The organism is Rhodococcus sp. NFXS4, assembly GCF_058139645.1.
In genome coordinates this window covers 1,302,713-1,323,101 of the sequence record NZ_CP192221.1, presented here as the reverse complement: position 1 = coordinate 1,323,101, position 20,389 = coordinate 1,302,713, and the positions used below count along the sequence as shown (strand labels likewise).

Sequence of the window (20,389 nt, the reverse complement as noted above, 5' to 3'; positions counted from 1 at the left end):
TTTCGACGATACTCGAGAGTGCGGGTCGGGCTCACGCGCCGGAACTCGGGAACACGTCCCGATAGGCGGGAACCCCGGCCACCGCCGTCGCGGCGAGGATCGCCCGCGCGATGGCGCGCTCGACCACCGGGGCGACCGCCGCGCACACTCCGTCGAGCACGGCCAGATCAGGCATCATCATCGGCATGTCCACCTCGGCGGGGCGGGCAGCCGCCCGTCCCGTCGCGATGGCGAAGATCGTGTCGCCGTCCAGCGGCGAGTGGGCCGGTCGGATCGCGCGTGCGAGCCCGTCGTGTGCGGCGACGGCCACCCGCCGGCACTCCGACTCGGTGAGCTGCGCGTCCGTGGCGACGACGCCGATGGTCGTGTTGAGGGAGGTGTCCTTCGGCGCGAGCTCGGCGGCCGCCCGCACGTCGTCCGCACTCGGGGTTCGCAGGCCCACCTCCGGGACGGACGCCGCACTCCACAGGACACCCGTCGCGGGGTCGAAGACCGATCCGACGGGATTGACGACCATCAACGCGCTGACCACCAGACCCGCCGCGGCGCCGGTCTCGATCCGTGTCGACGCGCTGCCGACGCCGCCTTTCAGGAGCCCGGCCCGCGCGCCCGTCCCCGCGCCGACGCATCCGAGCGCGAAGTCGGCGGACGCGGCTGCCGCAGCTGCTCGTCCGAACTCCGCGTCCGGTCGCACGGACCAGTCCCCCATCGGTAGATCGAAGATCACGGCCCCCGGCACGATCGGGACGACACGGTCGTCTCGGCCCATCCGCACGCCGCGCCGATGCTCCTCGAGGTGGCGCATGACTCCGTCCGCCGCCGCGAGACCGTAGGCGGAACCGCCTGTCAGCAGCACCGCGTCGATCTGCTGCACGGCGTGGGACGGATCCAGCAGGTCGGTCTCGCGGGTACCCGGCCCGCCGCCGCGGACATCGACGGCCGCGGTGACCGGCGCGTCCGTCATGACGACGGTGCAGCCGGTCGCGCGTCCGACGCCGTCGTGGTGCTCGTCGGACAGCGTGACCTCGGGATCCAGCACGTGGTGGTGTCCGACGGTCAGTCCGGCGACGTCCGACAGCAGGTCGCGCATCACGGCATGAGTACCTGGACCAGCGAGTCCTGCATCCAGGTGAGCCAGTGGTAGACGTCCAGGTGCGGTGCTCGCGGATCGTCCTCCTCGAGTTGGTCGGGGGTGTCCGCATCGATGCCGAGGGTGGTGCCGAGGGCCAGCCGGACGTCGTTCAGCCCGGTCAGCCAGGAGTCGGCCTGCTCGCGGGTGAGAACGATCTTGCCGCCGCCGTTCGGCAGCGTCGACAGGATGGTCGCGCCTGCGGCGCGCTTGATGTCGATGATGTCCGGCTCGTACAGGCTGCGGAGGGCGCCGTTGAGGTCGGCCTGCTCGGCGAGCGCGTCGGACTCGGCCGTGTCTGCGCCCTCGGGCCGGTGGAAATCGGGAAGCAACCGCGCGAGCGTGGGGTCCTCGGGAGCGGAGGTGTTGCCGGATCGCATGCCGGTGAGCTCGGCCAGGTCGTCGGTCGGCGCCTCGGCGCCCCGTCGCTCCAGCAGCCCCACCACCGACTCGACGAGCGACCGCAGGACGGCCACCTCGCGGCCGTCCATCTCCGACTTGAACTTGACGCCGCCCAGCGCGTTCTTCCGGGTCCACATGCGCACGACGACGGTCCTTCCAGAGTGGGTGAGACGAGTGTTCGAGAGTCAGACGTCGTGCTGCATGGTGGCCCACAGGCCCGCCGCGTGCAGCTTCTGCACGTCGATCTCCATCTTGTCGCGGGGCCCGCTCGAGACGACCGCCTTGCCTTCCGAGTGCACCTGCATCATCAGCTCCGTCGCCTTGTCCTTGCTGTAGCCGAACAGCTTCTGGAAGACGTAGGTGACGTAGTGCATCAGGTTGACCGGGTCGTCCCAGACGATGGTGACCCAGGGTGTGTCCGTCGCGGTGTCCTCGGACACCTCCACAGCCTCGTCGGGCGTGGCCTGCGGAAGTGTCGCGGTGAGATCCGAAGCCATGCCGCCCAGGATACGGCGTACATCGGTCGCCCCGTGACACGGTGACCGCTCTAGGGTGCAGTGGTGACCTCCACTGCGCTGTTCACCGATCAGTACGAGCTGACCATGCTGTCGGCCGCCCTCCGCGACGGTTCGGCGCATCGCGCCTGCACCTTCGAGGTGTTCGCCCGGCGGCTTCCCGACGGGCGGCGGTACGGCGTCGTCGCGGGCACGGGCCGCTTCCTCGACGCTCTCCGCGACTTCCGCTTCGGCGAGGACGAACTCGCGTCGTTGTCGTTCCTCGAGGCGGACACCCTCGACTGGCTCCGGAGCTACCGGTTCGGCGGAGACATCGACGGTTACCGCGAGGGCGAATTGTTCTTCCCCGGCTCCCCCGTTCTGTCCGTGCGCGGCACCTTCGCCGAGTGCGTGATCCTCGAGACGCTCGCACTGTCGATCTACAACCACGACAGCGCCATCGCCGCCGCGGCCACCCGCATGGTCTCCGCGTCCGACGGCCGGCCGCTCATCGAGATGGGCTCTCGACGCGCCCACGAGGAAGCGGCGGTGGCCTCGTCGCGCGTCGCGTACATCTGCGGTTTCGCGGCCACGTCCAACCTCGAAGCGGTCCGCCGCCACGGCATTCCGGGCGCCGGAACCAGTGCGCACGCCTTCACTCTGCTGCACACGGGCGTCGACGGGCCGGACGAGGCCGCGGCGTTCCGCTCGCAGATCGCCGCCCTCGGTGTGGGCACCACGCTGCTGGTGGACACGTACGACATCACCGCCGGCGTCGCGACGGCCATCGAGGTCGCCGGGCCCGAGCTCGGCGGCGTGCGCATCGACTCGGGCGATCTCGGTGTCCTGGCGCGGCAGGTCCGTCGGCAGCTCGACGACCTCGGCGCCACGCGCACCCGCATCGTCGTCTCGGGCGATCTGGACGAGTACGCCATCGCCTCGCTGCGGGCCGAGCCCGTGGACACCTACGGCGTCGGCACGTCCGTCGTCACGGGATCGGGCGCACCGACCGCCGGCATGGTCTACAAACTGGTCGAGGTCGACGGCATCCCCGTGGCCAAGCGCAGTTCGCACAAGGAGTCGCGCGGTGGACGCAAGCGCGCCGTCCGCCTGGCCCGCAGCACGGGCACCGTCGTCGAGGAGCTGGTGACGAAGGCCGGCGCGCCGTTGCCCGCGACCGATCCGTACACGGTGCGGGAGCTGTCCGTACCCATGGTGCGCGGCGGCGAGATCGTGCACACCGCCACGGTCGAGGACGCACGCACGCTGGTCGCGGAGGGCCTGCGATCACTGCCCTGGGAGGGACTCGGTCTGTCCCAGGGAGATCCGGCCGTGCCGACGGTATTCTCCTGACCGTGGCCACCGCACTCGTCGTCGTCGACGTCCAGAACGATTTCTGTGAGGGCGGCTCGCTGGCCGTCGAAGGCGGGGCGCGAGTCGCCGCCGCCGTCAGCACGCTCGTCGCCGGCGCGAGCTACGACGCCGTCGTCGCGACACGTGATCACCACATCGACCCCGGCGCCCACTTCTCCGAGACCCCGGACTACGTCGACAGCTGGCCGCGGCACTGCGTCGTCGGCACACCCGGCTGCGACTTCCACCCCGATCTCGACCTCACCCCGATCGAGGCAGTCTTCTCGAAGGGCGAGTACGACGCGGCCTACTCCGGTTTCGAGGGTGCCGACGAGTCCGGCACAGGCCTCGCGGAGTGGCTCCGCGCTCGGAACATCGACGCCGTCCACGTCGTCGGCCTGGCCACCGATCACTGCGTCCGCGCCACGGCCCGCGACGCCGCGCGCGCCGGCTTCGAGACGACGGTGCTGCTGGACTACTGCGCCGCGGTGAGCCCCACGACGGTGCCGGCAGTTCTCGCGGAACTCGCCGACGAGGGTGTACACGCCGACCGCTGACCGAGAGCCCGACGCGTCGGCACACCGGCGTAACCTCGCACGGTGCCGCCGAAGTCGAAGTCCGAGTTACCCACCGTTCCGAGTCTGCTCAGCACCGCGGTGACGGCGCTCGGCGGCACCGAGCGCACGGCCCAGCTCACCATGGCCTCGGCCGTCGCGCACAGCATCGACACCGGCGAGCACCTCGCGGTGCAGGCGGGCACCGGCACCGGCAAGTCGCTCGCCTACCTGGTTCCGTCGCTGCGGCACGCCGTGACGTCGGGGAAGACCGTCGTCGTGTCCACGGCGACCATCGCGCTGCAGCGTCAGCTGGTCGACCGCGACCTGCCGCGTCTGTCGAAGGCTCTCACCACGGCCCTCGCGCACGAACCGACATTCGCGATCCTCAAGGGCCGCGGCAACTACCTGTGCCTCAACAAACTGCACGGCGCACCGTCCGACGCCCCGGAGGAGGAGCTGTTCGACGCCTTCGCCGTGTCGCGGCTCGGCCGTGAGGTCAAGCGCATCACCGAGTGGTCCTCGGACACCGAGACCGGTGACCGCGACGAGCTGAACCCGGGCGTGTCCGATCAGGCCTGGCGGCAGATGAGCGTGACCTCCCGCGAGTGTCTGGGGAAGTCGCGCTGCCCCTACGGCGAGGACTGCTTCGCCGAGCTCGCTCGGGTGGACGCGGCGCGCGCCGACGTCGTCGTCACCAATCACGCGATGCTCGCCATCGACGCGATCACCGGCATCTCGGTGCTGCCCGAACACGACGTCGTCGTGGTGGACGAGGCGCACGAGCTCGTGGACCGGGTGACGTCCGCGGCGACGGCGGAGATGTCCGCGACCGCGGTCGGCGCCGCCATGCGTCGCTGCGGGAAGCTCGTGGAGGACGAGATTCTCGACCGACTGGCCGGCGCCGCAGAGGGTTTCGCCGCGTTGCTCGACGAACTCGAGGGCGGACGCTGGGAGGAGTTGCCCCCCGGCGCGTCCCAGACGATCGCGAGCATCCGCGACGCCGCGTGGGCCGTGCGCACGGCCATCGGGCCGGCCAAGCAGGGCGGCGCCGCCGCGGACCCCGACGCGGCGGCCGCGCGGACCGCGGCTCTCGCCGCCATCGACGACGTGCACGACACCGCGGTGCGCATCCTCGAGACTTACGAGGAGAGCGATCCCGCGAAGCGGCGGGACGTGGTGTGGTTGGCCGTCGACGAGTTCCGCGGCGTCGTGAAGCGGGTGGTCCGGGTGGCACCGCTGTCCGTCGGCGGACTGCTCCGGACCCGGCTGTTCGCGGAGTCGACCGTGGTCCTCACCTCCGCGACGCTCACCGTGGGCGGCTCGTTCGACGGTCTCGCCGTCAACTGGGGTCTGCCGGCCGCCAACCCCACCCGCGTCGACGCGGCCCTCGCGACCGGCACCGAGGCACCGTCCGACGCGGACACGTTCCGGTGGAACTCGCTCGACGTGGGATCGCCGTTCGACCACGGCAGGGCCGGCATCCTCTACATCGCCAAGCACCTCACCGCACCGGGGCGCGACGGTACGTCGCCGAGTCAGCTCGACGAGATAGCGGGGCTCGTGCGCGCCGCGGGTGGCCGCACTCTGGGCCTGTTCTCGTCGATGCGGGCGGCGAAGGCCGCGGCGGCCGAGATGCGCGAACGGCTGGACACCCCCGTGCTGTGCCAGGGCGACGACGCCACCGGCGCCCTGGTCGAGCGCTTCGCGCAGGACGAGGCCACGTCACTGTTCGGCACGCTCTCCCTGTGGCAGGGCGTCGACGTCCCCGGTCGGTCACTGACCCTCGTGATCGTCGACCGCATCCCGTTCCCGCGACCCGACGATCCGCTGCTGGTGGCGCGGCAGCGCGCCGTCGAGTCGCGCGGAGGCAACGGGTTCCTCGCCGTCGCCGCGAACCACGCGGCGCTACTGCTGGCCCAGGGTGTCGGCCGACTGCTCCGCAGCGTCGACGACAAGGGCGTCGTCGCCGTGCTCGACTCCCGACTGGCCACGGCGCGATACGGCGGCTACCTCCGGGCGTCGCTCCCACCGTTCTGGGAGACGACGGACCCGGAGATCGTGCGCAAGGCGCTGACGCGCCTCACCGCCACCCAGACCTGAACCTGGACCCGCAGGGACCTACATCGGGGACGGACCCGCCACCCGACCGAGCTCGGCGTCTCCCGCGAGCAGCGGATGGTGCGGCAGGACCCGCACCGTGTATCCGACCGACCCGGAGAGCGGCAGCGTCGTGTCGGCGAGGAACCGCTCGCCGCCCGCGGCCGATCCCTGGTGCAGCATCGGGACCGTCACGACGTCGCCGAGCTGCTCGTCCTGATCGACGTGGCCGAACACGGCCTGCACGGACACGTCCGACGGGCCGAGTCCGCCGAGCCCCACCGTCGCGGACAGGGTGAGTGTCGAACCCAGCACCGGGGTGTCCGGCAGCCCGTCCGCCTCGACGTCGGTCACCGTGACCGCGGGCCACGCCGCATCGACGCGGCGCCGATAGTCGGCCATGGCCTTCGCACCGGCGTAGTCGTCGGAGATCGCCGCCGCACCCGCCCGGGTGGCGGGACCGTAGTACTGCTGCGTGTAGTCGCGAACCATCCTGGACGCCAACACCTTCGGGCCCGTGACCGTGAGGGTGTGCCGCACCATCTCGACCCAGCGCGCCGGCAACCCGTCGTCGCCCCGGTCGTAGAACTTGGGGAGCACCGACTTCTCGAGCAACTCGTACAGCGCCGCGGCCTCGAGATCGTCGCGGCGGTTCTCGTCGACGACGCCGTCGGCGGTGGGGATGGCCCAGCCGTTCTCCCCGTCGTACATCTCGTCCCACCATCCGTCCCGGATGGAGAGGTTCAGTCCACCGTTGAGAGCGGACTTCATGCCCGAGGTGCCGCACGCCTCGAGCGGCCGCAACGGGTTGTTGAGCCAGACGTCGCATCCCCAGTAGAGGTAGCGGGCCATCGACATGTCGTAGTCGGGCAGGAAGACGATGCGGTGCCGAACGTCGTGCTGATCGGCGAATCGCACGATCTGCTGGATCAGCGCCTTGCCACCGTCGTCCGCGGGGTGCGACTTGCCGGCCACCACCAGCTGTACCGGGCAGACCGGATCGAGCAGCATGGCGCGCAGGCGCTCCGGTTGCCGCAGCATCAACGTCAGTCGCTTGTAGGTGGGGACACGGCGCGCGAATCCGACCGTGAGCACCGACGGGTCGAACACGTCGTCCGTCCACGCGAGTTCGGCGTCGGTGGACCCGCGCTCGAGGGCCGAGTGGCGCACGCGGCGGCGCACTTCCGCGACCAGATCGGACCGCAGCGCCGAACGCGTCTCCCACAGGTCCGATGCGGAGACCTCGGCCAGCTGCTCCCAGCCCTGCGCCTCCTCCATCGTGCGGGTTCCCACCGTGCGCGCCGCGAGGTCGAGCCACCGCTGCGACGCCCACGTCGGTGCGTGCACGCCGTTGGTGACCGAGCCGATGGGGACGTCGGACGCGTCGAATCCGGGCCAGAGTTCGTCGAACATGCCGCGACTGACGATGCCGTGGAGCTTGGAGACTCCGTTCGCGCGCTGCGCCGACCGCAGCCCCATGTGGGCCATGTTGAACACCGCGGGGTCGCTCTCGCGGCCGAGTTCGAGGATGCGTTCCATCTCGATGCCGGGCAGCAGCGACGACTCCGCCGTGCCGTCTCCGAAGTAGAGGCGCACCAGTTCCGCGGGGAAGCGGTCGATACCGGCGGGCACGGGAGTGTGCGTCGTGAAGACGGTGGACGCTCGCACCGCGGCGAGCGCGGAATCGAAGTCCAGCCCGCCCGCGTGCAGTTCACGGATGCGCTCGAGACCGAGGAAGCCGGCGTGGCCCTCGTTCATGTGGAAGACGCTGGGCGCGGGAAGCGAGTGGTACTCGGTGTAGGCACGCACGGCGCGGACGCCGCCGACCCCGGCCAGGATCTCCTGCTTCACCCGGTGGTCCTGATCGCCGCCGTAGAGACGATCGGTCACGCCGCGCAGCTCGGGATCGTTGTCGGCGATGTCGGAGTCCAGCAGCAGCAGCGGGATGCGTCCGACCTGGGCGATCCAGATACGCGCGCGCAGCACGCGGTCGCCCGGCATCGCGACGTGGACGAGCACCGGGGAATCGGACTCGTCGGTGAGCAGTCGCAGCGGCAGACCCTGCGGGTCGAGGGACGGATACCGCTCGGCCTGCCAGCCGTCGGCCGTCAGCGACTGGCGGAAGTACCCGGAGCGGTACAGCAGGCCCACGCCGATGAGGGGCAACCCCAGATCGGACGCGGCCTTGAGGTGATCGCCGGCGAGGATGCCGAGACCACCGGAGTAGTTGGGCAGCACCTCGGAGACGCCGAACTCCATCGAGAAGTACGCGATGCCCACCGGCAGATCCGCACCGGAGTCGACCTGCTGCTGGAACCATCGGGGTTGCGCCAGGTAGAGGTGCAGATCGGCGACGAGATCATCCACGCGCTGGACGAACGCGTCGTCGTTCGCCAGGTCCTCGAGGCGGGACGAGCGCACCTCGCCGAGGATGCGCACCGGATCGCGGTCACCACTGACCCACAGGTCCGGATCGATGCTCTCGAACAGCTCCAGGGTCGGCGGATGCCACGACCATCGCAGGTTGACGGACAGTTCGGCGAGTCCGGAGAGTCGGGCCGGGAGCTGCGCGCGGACGGTGAATCTGCGGAGTGCTTTCACGATTCCGAAGACTACTGCGGGCGACCGCCGCGCACCGTGGTTCCGCGTTTGCCGAGGAGCCGTTCGGGTACTTCTCCCGGTGGCGTCCGAGACTGCCGCGTGCCTCGTCCGCAGGTCGCGTCGGTGCTCTCGGTCGGTTTCGAGAAAGACCGGGGCATCTCGTCTACGGTTGACTTCGAGCTCAGCCCGACAACCCGACATCGACAGAACTGCGACAACCAGCAGAAAAGGGGCTTCGGTGACAGGCCGTATCGGCATCGACGACGTACTACCCAACACATCGTCCGGTAAGTATCCCGCCAAGGCCGTTGTGGGAGAGACATTCCCGATCACGGCCGCGGTGTGGCGCGAGGGGCACGACGCCGTCAACGCGACGTTGGCGGTTCGCGGGCCCGGCCAGGGCAAGTCGGTCCACATCCCGATGGTCCCCGGCGAGCAGCCGGACATCTTCCACGGTGTGTTCACTCCCGACGCCGAAGGCTTCTGGATCGCCCGCATCGAGGGCTGGGGTGATCCGATCGCCACCTGGATGCATGCGGTCGAGGCGAAACTCGGCGTGGGCCAGGGGCCGGCCGAACTGGCCAACGATCTCGAGACCGGCGCACGCCTGTTCGAACGCGCCGCGAAGAACGTCGGTCGCTCGGAGAAGCCCCTGCTCGAGAACGTCGTGACGGCGCTGCGGAGCGACGCACCGCTGCCGTCACGCGTCGCACCGGCGTTCACGCCCGAGGTGCGCGAGATCCTGCACGAGACGCCGCTGCGCGAGCTGGTGACGCGCGGCGAGGCGATCAACGTCTGGGTCGACCGCCGCGAGGCACTCGTCGGATCGTGGTACGAGCTCTTCCCCCGCTCCACGGGCGGCTGGAACGAGGACGGCACTCCTCGCCACGGCACGTTCGAGACCACCATCGGCGCGCTCCCCCGCGTGGCGGCCATGGGCTTCGACGTCGTCTACTTCCCGCCGATCCATCCGATCGGCAAGGTGAATCGCAAGGGCCGCAACAACACTCTGACTCCGGGACCCACCGACGTGGGCTCGCCGTGGGCCATCGGCTCGTCCGAGGGCGGCCACGACGCGGTGCATCCCGAGCTGGGGACGGTCAAGGAGTTCCGCGCACTCGTCACGGCCGCGCGCAAGCTCGGCCTCGAGATCGCCCTGGACCTCGCCCTGCAGTGCGCCCCGGACCACCCCTGGGCCGCCGCACATCCCGACTGGTTCACCGTGCTCCCCGACGGCACCATCGCCTACGCGGAGAACCCGCCCAAGAAGTACCAGGACATCTACCCGGTCAACTTCGACAACGATCGCAAGGGCATCTACGCGGAGGTGCTGCGCGTCGTCAAGTTCTGGATCAGCCAGGGAGTCAAGATCTTCCGGGTCGACAATCCGCACACCAAGCCACCGGACTTCTGGGAGTGGCTCATCGCCGAGGTCAAGAAGACGCACCCCGACGTGCTCTTCCTCGCCGAGGCGTTCACGCGTCCCGCGCGGCTCTACGGTCTCGCGCGACGCGGTTTCACGCAGTCCTACACGTACTTCACGTGGCGCACGGCCAAGTGGGAGCTCACGGAGTTCGGACAGGAGATCGCCGCCAAGGCCGATCTGGGTCGACCCAACCTGTTCGTCAACACGCCGGACATCCTCCACGAGAGCCTGCAGAAGGGCGGCCCCGGCATGTTCGCGCTGCGTGCCGCTCTCGCCGCCACCCTGTCCCCCACGTGGGGCGTGTACTCGGGATACGAACTCTACGAACACGTTCCGGTGCGCGAGGGCAGCGAGGAGTACCTCGACACGGAGAAATTCGAGTTGCGCCCCCGCGACTTCGAAGGCGCACGGGCTCGCGGCGAATCGCTCGAGCCGTGGTTGACCATGCTCAACGCCGTCCGCAAGGCGCACCCGGCGTTGCAGCAGTTGCGCAACATCCACTTTCACCACGTCGACAACGACGCGATCATCGCCTACTCGAAGTTCGACGCGGTGACCGGTGACGCGGTGCTGGTCGTGATCAACCTGAACCCGTTCGGCGCCGAGGAAGGCACCGTCTGGCTCGACATGCCGCAGATCGGCCGCGACTGGCAGGAGCACCTGACGGTCACCGACGAGGTCAGCGGTCAGCAGTTCCAGTGGGGCCAGGCCAACTACGTCAAGCTCGAGCCGTGGCGGTCGGTCGCCCACATCCTGGCGCTGCCGCCCGTCCCGTTCCCCGCCCGCACCGAACTCGCCTTCCGGAAGGAGATCTCATGACGGAACGCACCACCCCCGGCGCGAGCACGGACACCCTCGCCGCTCCCGGTGATCACGACCTCTCGCTGCTCGCCCGCGGGCAGCACCACGACCCCCACTCCGTTCTCGGCGCGCACCCCATGCCGGGCGGCACCGCCATCCGGGCGTTGCGTCCCAACGCTCTCAGCGTCACCGCGGTCATCGGCGGGAAGGACCACGAGCTCACACACGTCGCGCACGGTGTGTTCTCGGCCCTGGTGCCGGTGGAGGACCTCGCGGACTACCGGCTCCGCGTCGAGTACCCGGGCGGTCACCAGGTGACCGTCGCCGACGGCTACCGCTTCCTGCCGACCCTCGGCGAGCTCGATCTCCATCTCTTCGGAGAGGGGCGCCACGAACGACTCTGGGACATCCTCGGAGCGCATCTGCAGAGCTACACCACGCCCGACGGACCCGTGAACGGCACCTCGTTCGCGGTGTGGGCCCCGGGCGCCGTCGGCGTCACCGTCGTCGGCGAGTTCGACGGCTGGGGCGGACAGACCTGGCCGATGCGCGTGCTCGGCACCACCGGTGTGTGGGAGCTGTTCGTCCCCGACATCGGCGCCGGCACGCTGTACAAGTTCCGGGTACACGGCAAGGACGGCTCGGTGAAGGACAAGGCCGACCCGATGGCCTTCGCCACCGAGGTCCCGCCGTCGACGGCGTCGGTCGTGAACCAGTCGTCGTACGAGTGGTCGGACGGTGACTGGATCACCGCCCGCGCCGAGCTGGAACCGCACCGGGCGCCGATGAGCGTGTACGAGGTGCATCTCGCCTCCTGGCGCCCCGGACTGAACTATCGCGAACTGGCGGAACAGCTCTCGGCTCACGTACGCGAGACCGGCTTCACCCACGTCGAGCTGCTGCCCGTCGCCGAACACCCCTTCGGTGGATCGTGGGGATACCAGGTCACCTCGTACTACGCACCGACGTCGCGCTTCGGCTCCCCCGACGACTTCCGCGCCTTCGTCGACCTCCTGCACCGTGACGGCATCGGTGTCATCGTCGACTGGGTCCCGGCGCACTTCCCCAAGGACGACTGGGCCCTCGCGCGGTTCGACGGCTCCCCGCTCTACGAGCACGGCGACCCGCAGCGAGGCGAGCAGTTGGACTGGGGCACCTACGTCTTCGACTTCGGTCGTACCGAGGTGCGCAACTTCCTCGTCGCCAACGCGCTGTACTGGATCGAGGAGTTCCACATCGACGGGCTCCGCGTCGACGCGGTCGCGTCGATGCTCTACCTGGACTACTCGCGCCCCGAGGGTGGGTGGAGCCCCAACATCTACGGCGGTCGCGAGAATCTCGAGGCCGTGGCGTTCCTGCAGGAGATGAACGCGACCGTGCACAAGCTGCACCGCGGCGTCGTCACCGTGGCCGAGGAGTCGACCTCGTGGCCCGGCGTCACGCGTCCCACCAGCGTGGGCGGCCTCGGCTTCTCCATGAAGTGGAACATGGGCTGGATGCACGACACGCTCGGGTACATCGGGCGCGATCCGATCCACCGCGCGTACCACCACCACGAGGTCACGTTCTCCCTGGTCTACGCCTGGAGCGAGAACTTCGTGCTGCCCATCAGCCACGACGAGGTCGTGCACGGGAAGGGCACGCTCTGGTCCCGCATGCCGGGTGACGACTGGGCGAAGGCCGCGGGTCTGCGCGGCATGCTCGCCTACATGTGGGCGCATCCCGGCAAGCAACTGCTGTTCATGGGCCAGGAGTTCGGCCAGACCGCCGAGTGGTCCGACGAGCGCGGCCTCGACTGGTGGGAGATCGGCGACGAGGGAAGCGGCTCGCTGCACCGCGGTGTGCAGCAACTGGTCGGCGACCTCAACCGCACGTACGTCGCGGGCCCGGAGTTCTGGACACAGGACGGCTCGCCCAGCGGCTTCTCGTGGATCGACGCCAACGACACCGCGAACAACGTGCTGAGCTTCCTGCGCTTCGGCGACGACGGCTCGGTCACGGCCTGCCTGTTCAACTTCTCCGGTTCCCCGCACGGCGACTATCGTGTTGGATTACCCGAGCCGGGCCGATGGGTCGAGATCCTCAACACCGACGCGGAGGTCTACGGCGGTTCGGGAGTGGGCAACCTCGGTGAGGTCACCGCGACCGAGCACTCGTGGCACGGTCGTCCGGCATCCGCTCGGGTCGCCCTTCCGCCCTACGGAGCGATCTGGCTCAGACTGGAGAGATGATGCGCGGGGCTCGCGTCCGGTTCGGCTGGTCCGCGAGCCTCCTCGCACTCGCCGTCACCACTGCGCTCACCTCGTGTGGCGCGGTGGTGACGGGCTCCCCCGTCTCCATCTACGACGACCCCTTCACCGTCGCCGGTCTCCCCGTCACGGACGGCCCGTCCGGCCCGAGACCCGGTGTCTCCCATGCCCAGCTCGACGTCGACGGCGCAGCCGGAACGGACGTCGACCTGCTCGCGACGGATGCCGTGGACGACATCCAGAAGTTCTGGCGCACCACGTACTCGACGCTGTTCCGCGGATCCTTCCAGCCCGTCCGGTCGCTGGTGTCCTGGGACGCCACCGCCGACGCCGGCGAGGGTCCGCTCTTCTGCAGCGAACCGACGGACGGACTCGCCAACGCCGGATACTGCTCACTCGACGACAGCATCGGCTGGGACCGTGGTCTGCTCATGCCGGCCATGATCGACGCCTTCGGACCCATGTCGGTGGTCATGGTGCTCGCCCACGAGTATGGCCACGCCGTGCAGACGCAGTCCGGCCTCGTCGGGGACGACGACCCGACCATCGTCGCCGAGCAACAGGCAGACTGCTTCGCGGGCGCCTTCATGCGCCATGTCGCCGAGGGCGACTCGACCCACTTCACGCTCAACACCTCGGACGGGTTGAACGACGTCCTCGCGGCCACCGTGGCCGTTCGCGACGTCGACCCCGGTGATCCCGACTCGGTGCACGGCTCCGCGTTCGAACGGGTCACCGCCGCCCAGATCGGCTTCACCGACGGCGCCGGGGCCTGCACGCGCATCGACGAGAAGGAGGTCGAGTCGCGGCGCTCGACCCTTCCCCAACAGTTCGACAGCCCTCTCGACACCGGCGAGCTCCCCGTCACGCAGGACTCGCTCGAGCAGTTCGCCGCGACGTTCGAACAGGTGATGCCCACCACGGATCCCCCGACGGTCGACTACTCCGGCGCCGACACCGGGTGCGCGGACGCGCTCACCACCGAACCGGTCTCCTACTGCCCCTCCACCAACACGATCGGTATCTCGGTCGACGCGCTGGCCGATCGCGGACGTCCCACCGAGGTGAGCGAGGACGACATCGTGCCGCTCGACGTCACCGGTGACTACGGCGCCTATGTCCTCTTCGTCTCCCGGTACGTGCTGGCCGTGCAGAACGAGGCCGGCCAGGGCCTGACGGACGCCCGAGCCGCGCTCCGGTCGGCGTGCCTGTCGGGAGTGGTCACCGCAGCGCTGAGTCCCTCCGACACGGCCGCGGCGCAGAGGTCGACGGTGACACTGTCACCGGGCGACCTCGACGAGGCGGTCTCGGGTCTGTTGTCGGACGGGCTCGCCGCGAGCGACGTGGACGGTCGCACGGTCCCCAGCGGCTTCGCGCGCGTCGACGCGTTCCGCTGGGGCGTGCTGGGCGGCCGGGAGGCGTGCGACGGCCGCTACTCCTAGTAGAGGGCGGACGCCAGCTTGCGTCGAGCGGTGACCACCAGCGGATCCGCCGGGTCGAAGAGCTCGAACAATTCCAGCAACCGGGCGCGAGCACGGGCGCGGTCGTCCTCGCGCGTGCGCCGGACCAGCTCCACGACACGAGCGAACGAGTCCTCGGTCCGCTGCTGATACAGCAACGCGTCGGCCGCCTGGAGACCGAGATCGACGTCGTCCGGCGCCGCGTCGGCCTGCTCGACGATGTCGTCCGGCAGCCCCTGGACGCGTGCCAGGAATCGGACCTGACGCACGCCGTTCAATGCCTGCTTGTTGGCCGGCTCGGCGTCGACGATCTCCTGGAAGGCCGCCTCGGCACCCGCGAGGTCACCCTCGGCGAGCGCGGCCTCGGCTGCGTCGAAGCGCGGGTCCTCGGGCTCGGGGGCCGGTTCGTCGGCGTTCGGGACACCGGTCAGCTTCCCCTCGACGGCGCGGGCGATGGCCGCCAACCACTCACGCAGGCTCTCCTCGGGCTGCAGGCCCTGCAGATCCGCGAGGGGCTGGCCTGCTGCGACGGCGACCAGCGTGGGAACGGCCTGCACGCCGAAGGCCTGCGCGATGCGCGGATTGACGTCGACGTCGACGTTGGCGAGCACCCAGGCGCCGTCACCCTCGACCGCGAGGGCCTCGAGGGACTGCGTCAGCTGCAGCGACTGCGGGGAGCGCGGCGACAGCAGATTGACGATCACGGGGACCTGGCTCGAGCGCACCAACACCTCGGCCTCGAAGTCCACCTCCGTCACCGTGACGGAGACCGCGAGACCGTTGGCGGCGGTGGGAGACGGCGGCGCGGACGCGGCCTGCGCCTTGGCCTTGAGCGCCGAGAGGTCGACCGCGCCGGACATGGCGGCGGCTGCCGCGGCCGACGGACGTACTGGTGGGCGAGATCCGGGTCGAGTCACGAGGTTATTTTGTCACTCCGCCGCGGCCCGCGGCGATGCGGCTCCGGCCGATCGAACCAGACGTCCGGTCCTCGACGCCCACACCTCGAAGACGATGGTGCCGAAGGGCGGGATGCTCGCGAGGAGTGCGAGCACCGTGACGCCCTTGCTCCACCGCAACGCGAGGGCGGTCAGCACGGTGATCACGAGGTACAGGACGAAGACCGCGCCGTGCAGCATGCCCGGGATCCGGACACCACTGTCGATGTTGGGGTCGGGGACGTACTTGACAGCCATGCCGATGAGCAGCGCGACCCAGGTGACGGCTTCCGCGACCGCCACGACGCGGAACCACCGCACGATCGGCGGCTGCGAGACCGTGGAGGACGCGGCAGGTGCGGTGCTGGAGAGCTGGTTGTCGGCCATGTGTCCATTCTGCCGCAGTCGGTGAACGGTCCTCGACCATCGGCGGCGTCGCCTTGGCCACACAGAGTTGGCGGTCGTCCAGAGATGCCGACGATCGATTGTGACCCAGACCACGCCCGAACTGCCGGAAAAAAGGTCTAACGTCAAAGTATGACGACCACCGACGAGCACACGACGGCGACCGCGGACGCGGTGACGGCAGGCCTCGTGACGGCCATCGACCACGTGGGGATCGCAGTGGCCGACCTCGACGTCGCCCTCGAGTTCTACCGGGACCACTTCGGGATGACGGTGACCCACCGCGAGGTCAACGAGAGCCAGGGTGTCGTCGAGGCGATGATCTCCGTTCCCGGTGCCGCCGACGGCGCCGCGCAGATCCAGCTCCTCGCTCCCCTCGACGAGACGTCGACCATCGCCAAGTTCCTCGACCGGAACGGTCCCGGCCTGCAGCAGCTCGCCTTCCGCGTCCGCGACGTCGAGAAGACCGCGGCGTTCCTCCGCGAGCGTGGTGCCCGGTTGCTGTACGACGCTCCCCGCCGCGGTACCGCCGATTCCCGGATCAATTTCGTGCACCCCAAGGATGCCGGCGGCGTCCTCGTCGAACTGGTCGAGCCCGCCGCGAGCTGACCCCTCCCCGGAACCCGTCGTGATCAGCACCCGACGGCCGAAACGGGGCGCGTGACGGTAGGTTGTCCGCATGGCACCAGAGAACGTCAGCGGTAGCAGCTCCCTGCCCTTCAGCGTGGTCCGCAAGGGGTACGACAAGGACGAGGTCCAGCGGTACTTCGAGCGGTTCGATGCCGAGCTCCGCGTCATCGCGACCGATCGCGACGCGGCGGCCGCGCAGGCCCGCGATCTCGCGGTCCAGCTCGAGGACGCCCGCGACGAGATCGACGATCTCCGTAAGGACATCGATCGGCTCTCGGTCCCCCCGACCACCGCCGAGGGCATGAGCGATCGCATCTCTCGCATGCTGCGACTCGCCTCGGACGAGGCGTCCGAGGTGCGCGCCAAGGCCGAGGCCGACGCTGCCGAACTCGTGTCCGTGGCCGAGCAGGACGCCACCCGCATGCGCGGCGAGTACGAGGGCCTGGTCGCCGAGCTCAAGGACCGACGGTCCGCACTCGAGACCGAGCACGAGCAGACCATGGCCGAGGCACGCACAGCCGCCGCCCGCATCGTCGAGGAGGCGCAGGCCGAGCGTGATCGCCTCGCCGCCGAGGCCGAGAAGAAGCGCGCCGCGGTGCAGGAGGACTTCGAGATCACGATGGCCGATCGCCGCACCAAGGTGATGAACGCCGTCGACGAGCTCGAAGCCGACTCCAAGGCCGAGGCGGATCGTCGGCTCGCCGATGCCACCGCCGAGGCCAAGCGTCGGCTCCAGGCCGCCACCGAGCAGTCGGAGCGCCGCATCGCTCACGCCAAGGAGCTCGCCGAGGAACTGCGAGTCCTGCGTGGCCGGGTGCTCGCTCAGCTGCTCGGCATCCGCGGCCAACTCGATTCCGTGCCGGCCATGCTCGCCTCGGTCAACCGGGAGAGCGAACTGCTCGACGCACCGTTGGCGCCGGACGATCTCGAGATCGACGAGTCACTCCTCGACGATGCACCGGCCGAGACGTCGACCGAGCGCTCCTCGAACGGCCAGTCGAGCTCGACCCAGTCCTGAGAGTCAGGACCACCTGCGGGTGAGCCCGCGGGTACCGCGTCCGGACCAGCAACCCGTGTGCCAGTGCCGCCTGTCGTCGGGTCCGCCGAGTTTCTCGGCGGGCCAGACGACCACGTGCGCCACACCGGGCATGATCTCGTGGTCGCAGCCGGGGCACCGATAGGTCTTGGTCGCACGAGCGCCGGGAATCGGGCGCACGACGTACTCCTCGTCGCCGTCGAAGGACGGGCCGCGCTCCACTCGCGCCGTGGCGTCACCGAACGTCGGCGCGGGTCGCCCAGGTCGGCCCGACCGGCCGGCTCGTTGGTTGTTGCGTCTCGGCACTCGACCGATGGTAGGCGACCGCGTCAGAAGAGCGTGAACGCGGACGATTCGATTCCGCGGAGCGAGTCGTAGTCCAGTGTGAGGCAACGAATCCCGCGATCCTCCGCGAGCGTCTTCGCCTGCGGCTTGATCTGCTGGGCCGCGAACACGCCCCGCACCGGAGCCAGCAGTGGATCACGGTTCAGGAGTTCGAGATAGCGAGTCAGCTGCTCGACACCGTCGATGTCTCCTCGACGCTTGATCTCCACCGCGACCGTCGCACCGTCCTCGGCGCGGCACAGAAGGTCCACGGGTCCGATCGCCGTCGGGTACTCCCGGCGTACCAGGGTGTACCCGTCACCGAGCGTGTGCACGTGCTCGGCGAGCAGTTCCTGCAGATGGGACTCGACGCCGTCCTTGGTCAGACCCGGATCGACACCCAGCTCGTGGCTGCTGTCGAGTTCGATGTCCTCGATCGTGATGCGCAGTTCCTCGCCGGCCTTGTTGGTCACGACCCACAGCTGTCGGTCCGCGGGCACGACGTCGCCGTCGGCAGGGAGAGCCTCTGCAGGGTTCTCGACCAGCCAGCAAGGCGGCGTCATCCAGTTGAGCGGCTTGTACGCCCGATCGTCCGCGTGGACGCTCACGGATCCGTCGGACTTGACGAGCAGTAGACGCTTCGCCCACGGCAGATGGGCCGTCAACCGGCCGACGTAGTCGACCTGACACCGAGCAATGACCAGACGCACCGGGCCACCCTATCGACCGTGTGGGCCGCCGTCAGGCAGGGGTCGCGAGCTGCGTCTCTTCCGACCGCCCCCGCAACGTCACGCTCTTGCCGAACGACCACTCGTCACTCGACTGATTGTGGGCGTGCTCCACCGTGCGTGCCGACGCCACCAGACGCCCGTCCGCAGACTTGGCGAGCTCGGACAACCGGGCCGCCTCGTTCACCGGATCACCGATGACCGTGTACTCGAATCGTTGCTTCGCACCGATGTTGCCCGCGACGGCTCGCCCGGACGCGATACCGATGGCTGCCTGGCAGTCCGGGACGTCGTTCTCGAGTCGCCGCATGATGGCGCGAGCCGCGCTGAGGGCCTCCCCGCAGTGATCGTCGAGATCGCCGGGAGCACCGAAGATGGCGAGCGCCGCATCGCCCTCGAACTTGTTGACGAAACCGTGATGCTTGTCCACCTCGTCGACCACCACGTCGAAGAAGCGGTTCAACAGATCCACCACCTGCGCCGGGGGCTGGGAGGCCGCCAGCTCCGTGGATCCGATCAGGTCGATGAAGAAGACGGCGATGTCGCGCTCCTCGCCGCCGAGCTCGGGATTGCTCTTCAGCGCGGCCTCGGCGACCTCCATGCCGACATGGCGACCGAACAGGTCCCGGATCTTGTCCCGCTCGGCGAGGCCCTCGGCCATGCGGTTGAAGCCGCTCTGCAGTTCGCCGAGCTCGGTGCCGTCGTAGACGGACACCCGTGCGTCGAGGTTGCCGCGTTCGATCTCGACCATCGCCGAGCGCACGTTGTCGATGGGCGCCGTCGTCGCCAGACCGCCGAGCAGCGTCAGCGCGAAGCCGAACAGGAACGTGATGCCGCCGAGCGCGAGGATGGCGACCGCGAACTGGTCGGCGGTGGTGTCATCGCGGATGAACGAGGCGATGGCGATGACCATGAGTCCCGCCACTGGGACGCCGGTACCCAGGAGCCACGAGAGGATGGAGCGCCCCATCACCCCGGCGATACGGATACGGCGGAGATCGCCGGCCTCGAGAGCACGCGCCGCCGCCGGGCGCAGAGCGAACTCCGTCAGCAGGTAGCTGAACGCGCAGACGGTCGCACCACCGAACGCGATGGTGAACGCGACCTTGGGGATGGAGTTGGGATCGATGATGCCGTCGGCCGTCGTGACGATGACGAGCCCGCCGATCCAGAGACCGATCTGCAACCGGGTGAGCCGCCACGGCATCGCCAGCGTGCGCTTCTGTTCCTTGCGGGTGGGCACGCGGTCCTCGATGGCCCAGCGCAGTCCCTTGACGGTCCGCTTGGTTCCCCACCCCACTCCGATGAGGAACGCGACCACGAGGTAGCACGGGATGAGGATGAAGTTCACCCACCAGTACTCACGGGGCGTGACGACGTCCGGCCCCGGCACGACCACGCTGATGAGTGCACCCACGATCACGGCGCCGATCGCGTTGGCGCCCAGCAGGAAGACGGTGAGCAGAATCTGCACCCGGATACGCCGGCGACGCGGTGATTCCTCGGTGTGCCCGAGCAGCGGGGAGCCCAGAGGCGATATCGAGCGTCGTGGTTTCTGCGGCATGGTGGATACGAGACTATCCCGGCGCGCGTAGGACGGGACTCTGCTTGATCGGACTGTGTCCGGACACCGATACCCGGGAATGCAGAAAGCCCCCCGACCGGTGGTCGGGGGGCTTTCTGGGAAGGGTTGTTCGGCGGTGTCCTACTCTCCCACACCCTGTCGGGTGCAGTACCATCGGCGCTGGAGGGCTTAGCTTCC

17 protein-coding genes are annotated in these 20,389 nt (G+C 69.4%); 8 read left to right on the top strand and 9 right to left on the bottom strand.

Annotated features, from left to right (window positions below; all coding sequences use genetic code 11):
• Positions 1–31: 31 nt before the first annotated feature.
• The 3 genes from J4E04_RS06100 to clpS are packed head-to-tail and all read right to left on the bottom strand — an operon-like array spanning position 32 to position 2,028.
• Positions 32–1,090, bottom strand: coding sequence for a P1 family peptidase (locus J4E04_RS06100; protein WP_490150160.1), 1,059 nt, complete (start codon positions 1,088–1,090; stop codon positions 32–34).
• The gene (gene aosR, locus J4E04_RS06095; protein ID WP_056448931.1) at positions 1,090–1,674 is read right to left on the bottom strand and encodes an oxidative stress transcriptional regulator AosR; all 585 of its coding nucleotides are present in this window, start codon (positions 1,672–1,674) and stop codon (positions 1,090–1,092) included. Before aosR ends, J4E04_RS06100 begins: the two co-directional genes overlap by 1 nt.
• A 42-nt stretch (positions 1,675–1,716) precedes the next feature.
• Positions 1,717–2,028, bottom strand: coding sequence for an ATP-dependent Clp protease adapter ClpS (clpS, locus tag J4E04_RS06090; protein WP_027505488.1), 312 nt, complete (start codon positions 2,026–2,028; stop codon positions 1,717–1,719).
• Positions 2,029–2,088: 60 nt separating this feature from the next.
• Between clpS and J4E04_RS06085 the strand changes: the two genes are divergently transcribed.
• Genes J4E04_RS06085 through J4E04_RS06075 form a run of 3 tightly spaced genes read left to right on the top strand, consistent with a single transcriptional unit; the run spans position 2,089 to position 6,035 of the window.
• Positions 2,089–3,378: a nicotinate phosphoribosyltransferase gene (locus tag J4E04_RS06085; protein ID WP_308115420.1), complete on the top strand. Its 1,290-nt coding sequence runs from the start codon at positions 2,089–2,091 to the stop codon at positions 3,376–3,378.
• A 2-nt stretch (positions 3,379–3,380) separates the two neighbouring features.
• A complete protein-coding gene (locus J4E04_RS06080; RefSeq protein WP_056448937.1) occupies positions 3,381–3,935 on the top strand; it encodes an isochorismatase family protein in 555 nt (184 codons plus the stop codon).
• Positions 3,936–3,977: 42 nt separating this feature from the next.
• Complete coding sequence (locus tag J4E04_RS06075; protein ID WP_308115421.1) at positions 3,978–6,035, top strand: ATP-dependent DNA helicase; 2,058 nt, start codon at positions 3,978–3,980, stop codon at positions 6,033–6,035.
• Between the two features lie 18 nt (positions 6,036–6,053).
• Here the strand turns inward: J4E04_RS06075 and glgP are convergent, their stop codons facing one another.
• Entirely contained in the window at positions 6,054–8,633 is a 2,580-nt protein-coding gene (gene glgP, locus J4E04_RS06070) for an alpha-glucan family phosphorylase (protein ID WP_490150159.1), read from the bottom strand.
• A gap of 238 nt (positions 8,634–8,871) precedes the next feature.
• On the opposite strand from glgP, the gene J4E04_RS06065 reads away from it, so the two are divergent.
• Genes J4E04_RS06065 through J4E04_RS06055 form a run of 3 tightly spaced genes read left to right on the top strand, consistent with a single transcriptional unit; the run spans position 8,872 to position 14,551 of the window.
• Entirely contained in the window at positions 8,872–10,878 is a 2,007-nt protein-coding gene (locus J4E04_RS06065) for a maltotransferase domain-containing protein (protein ID WP_056448945.1), read from the top strand.
• Entirely contained in the window at positions 10,875–13,091 is a 2,217-nt protein-coding gene (glgB, locus tag J4E04_RS06060; protein ID WP_490150158.1) for a 1,4-alpha-glucan branching protein GlgB, read from the top strand. The genes J4E04_RS06065 and glgB overlap by 4 nt, the downstream gene beginning before the upstream one ends.
• Complete coding sequence (locus J4E04_RS06055) at positions 13,088–14,551, top strand: neutral zinc metallopeptidase (protein WP_490150157.1); 1,464 nt, start codon at positions 13,088–13,090, stop codon at positions 14,549–14,551. Before glgB ends, J4E04_RS06055 begins: the two co-directional genes overlap by 4 nt.
• On the opposite strand, the gene J4E04_RS06050 is transcribed toward J4E04_RS06055, so the two are convergent.
• Together J4E04_RS06050 and J4E04_RS06045 are read right to left on the bottom strand one after the other, a co-directional pair.
• Positions 14,548–15,429, bottom strand: coding sequence for a tetratricopeptide repeat protein (locus J4E04_RS06050; RefSeq protein ID WP_056448951.1), 882 nt, complete (start codon positions 15,427–15,429; stop codon positions 14,548–14,550). The two genes, J4E04_RS06055 and J4E04_RS06050, sit on opposite strands and share 4 nt — an antisense overlap.
• Before the next feature lie 69 nt (positions 15,430–15,498).
• Positions 15,499–15,891, bottom strand: a complete 393-nt coding sequence (locus tag J4E04_RS06045) for a DUF3817 domain-containing protein (protein WP_082544701.1) — start codon at positions 15,889–15,891, stop codon at positions 15,499–15,501.
• Positions 15,892–16,041: 150 nt separating this feature from the next.
• Between J4E04_RS06045 and mce the strand changes: the two genes are divergently transcribed.
• Both mce and J4E04_RS06035 read left to right on the top strand, forming a co-directional pair.
• Positions 16,042–16,518 carry a methylmalonyl-CoA epimerase gene (gene mce, locus J4E04_RS06040; protein ID WP_056448954.1) on the top strand — a complete coding sequence of 159 codons (477 nt, stop codon included), beginning with the start codon at positions 16,042–16,044 and terminating at the stop codon, positions 16,516–16,518.
• A gap of 70 nt (positions 16,519–16,588) precedes the next feature.
• Positions 16,589–17,557: a coiled-coil domain-containing protein gene (locus tag J4E04_RS06035; protein WP_056448957.1), complete on the top strand. Its 969-nt coding sequence runs from the start codon at positions 16,589–16,591 to the stop codon at positions 17,555–17,557.
• A gap of 3 nt (positions 17,558–17,560) precedes the next feature.
• Here J4E04_RS06035 and J4E04_RS06030 read toward each other — a convergent pair whose 3' ends face one another.
• From J4E04_RS06030 to J4E04_RS06020, 3 genes are read right to left on the bottom strand one after another with little or no spacing between them, the layout of a single operon-like run.
• Positions 17,561–17,881, bottom strand: coding sequence for an Rv1322 family protein (locus J4E04_RS06030; RefSeq protein ID WP_082544702.1), 321 nt, complete (start codon positions 17,879–17,881; stop codon positions 17,561–17,563).
• Between the two features lie 23 nt (positions 17,882–17,904).
• Positions 17,905–18,609 (bottom strand): endonuclease NucS, encoded by a 705-nt coding sequence (nucS, locus tag J4E04_RS06025; RefSeq protein WP_027505475.1) that lies wholly within the window; start codon positions 18,607–18,609, stop codon positions 17,905–17,907.
• 31 nt (positions 18,610–18,640) lie between these two features.
• Positions 18,641–20,191: an adenylate/guanylate cyclase domain-containing protein gene (locus tag J4E04_RS06020; protein WP_490150156.1), complete on the bottom strand. Its 1,551-nt coding sequence runs from the start codon at positions 20,189–20,191 to the stop codon at positions 18,641–18,643.
• Positions 20,192–20,389: the final 198 nt, after the last annotated feature.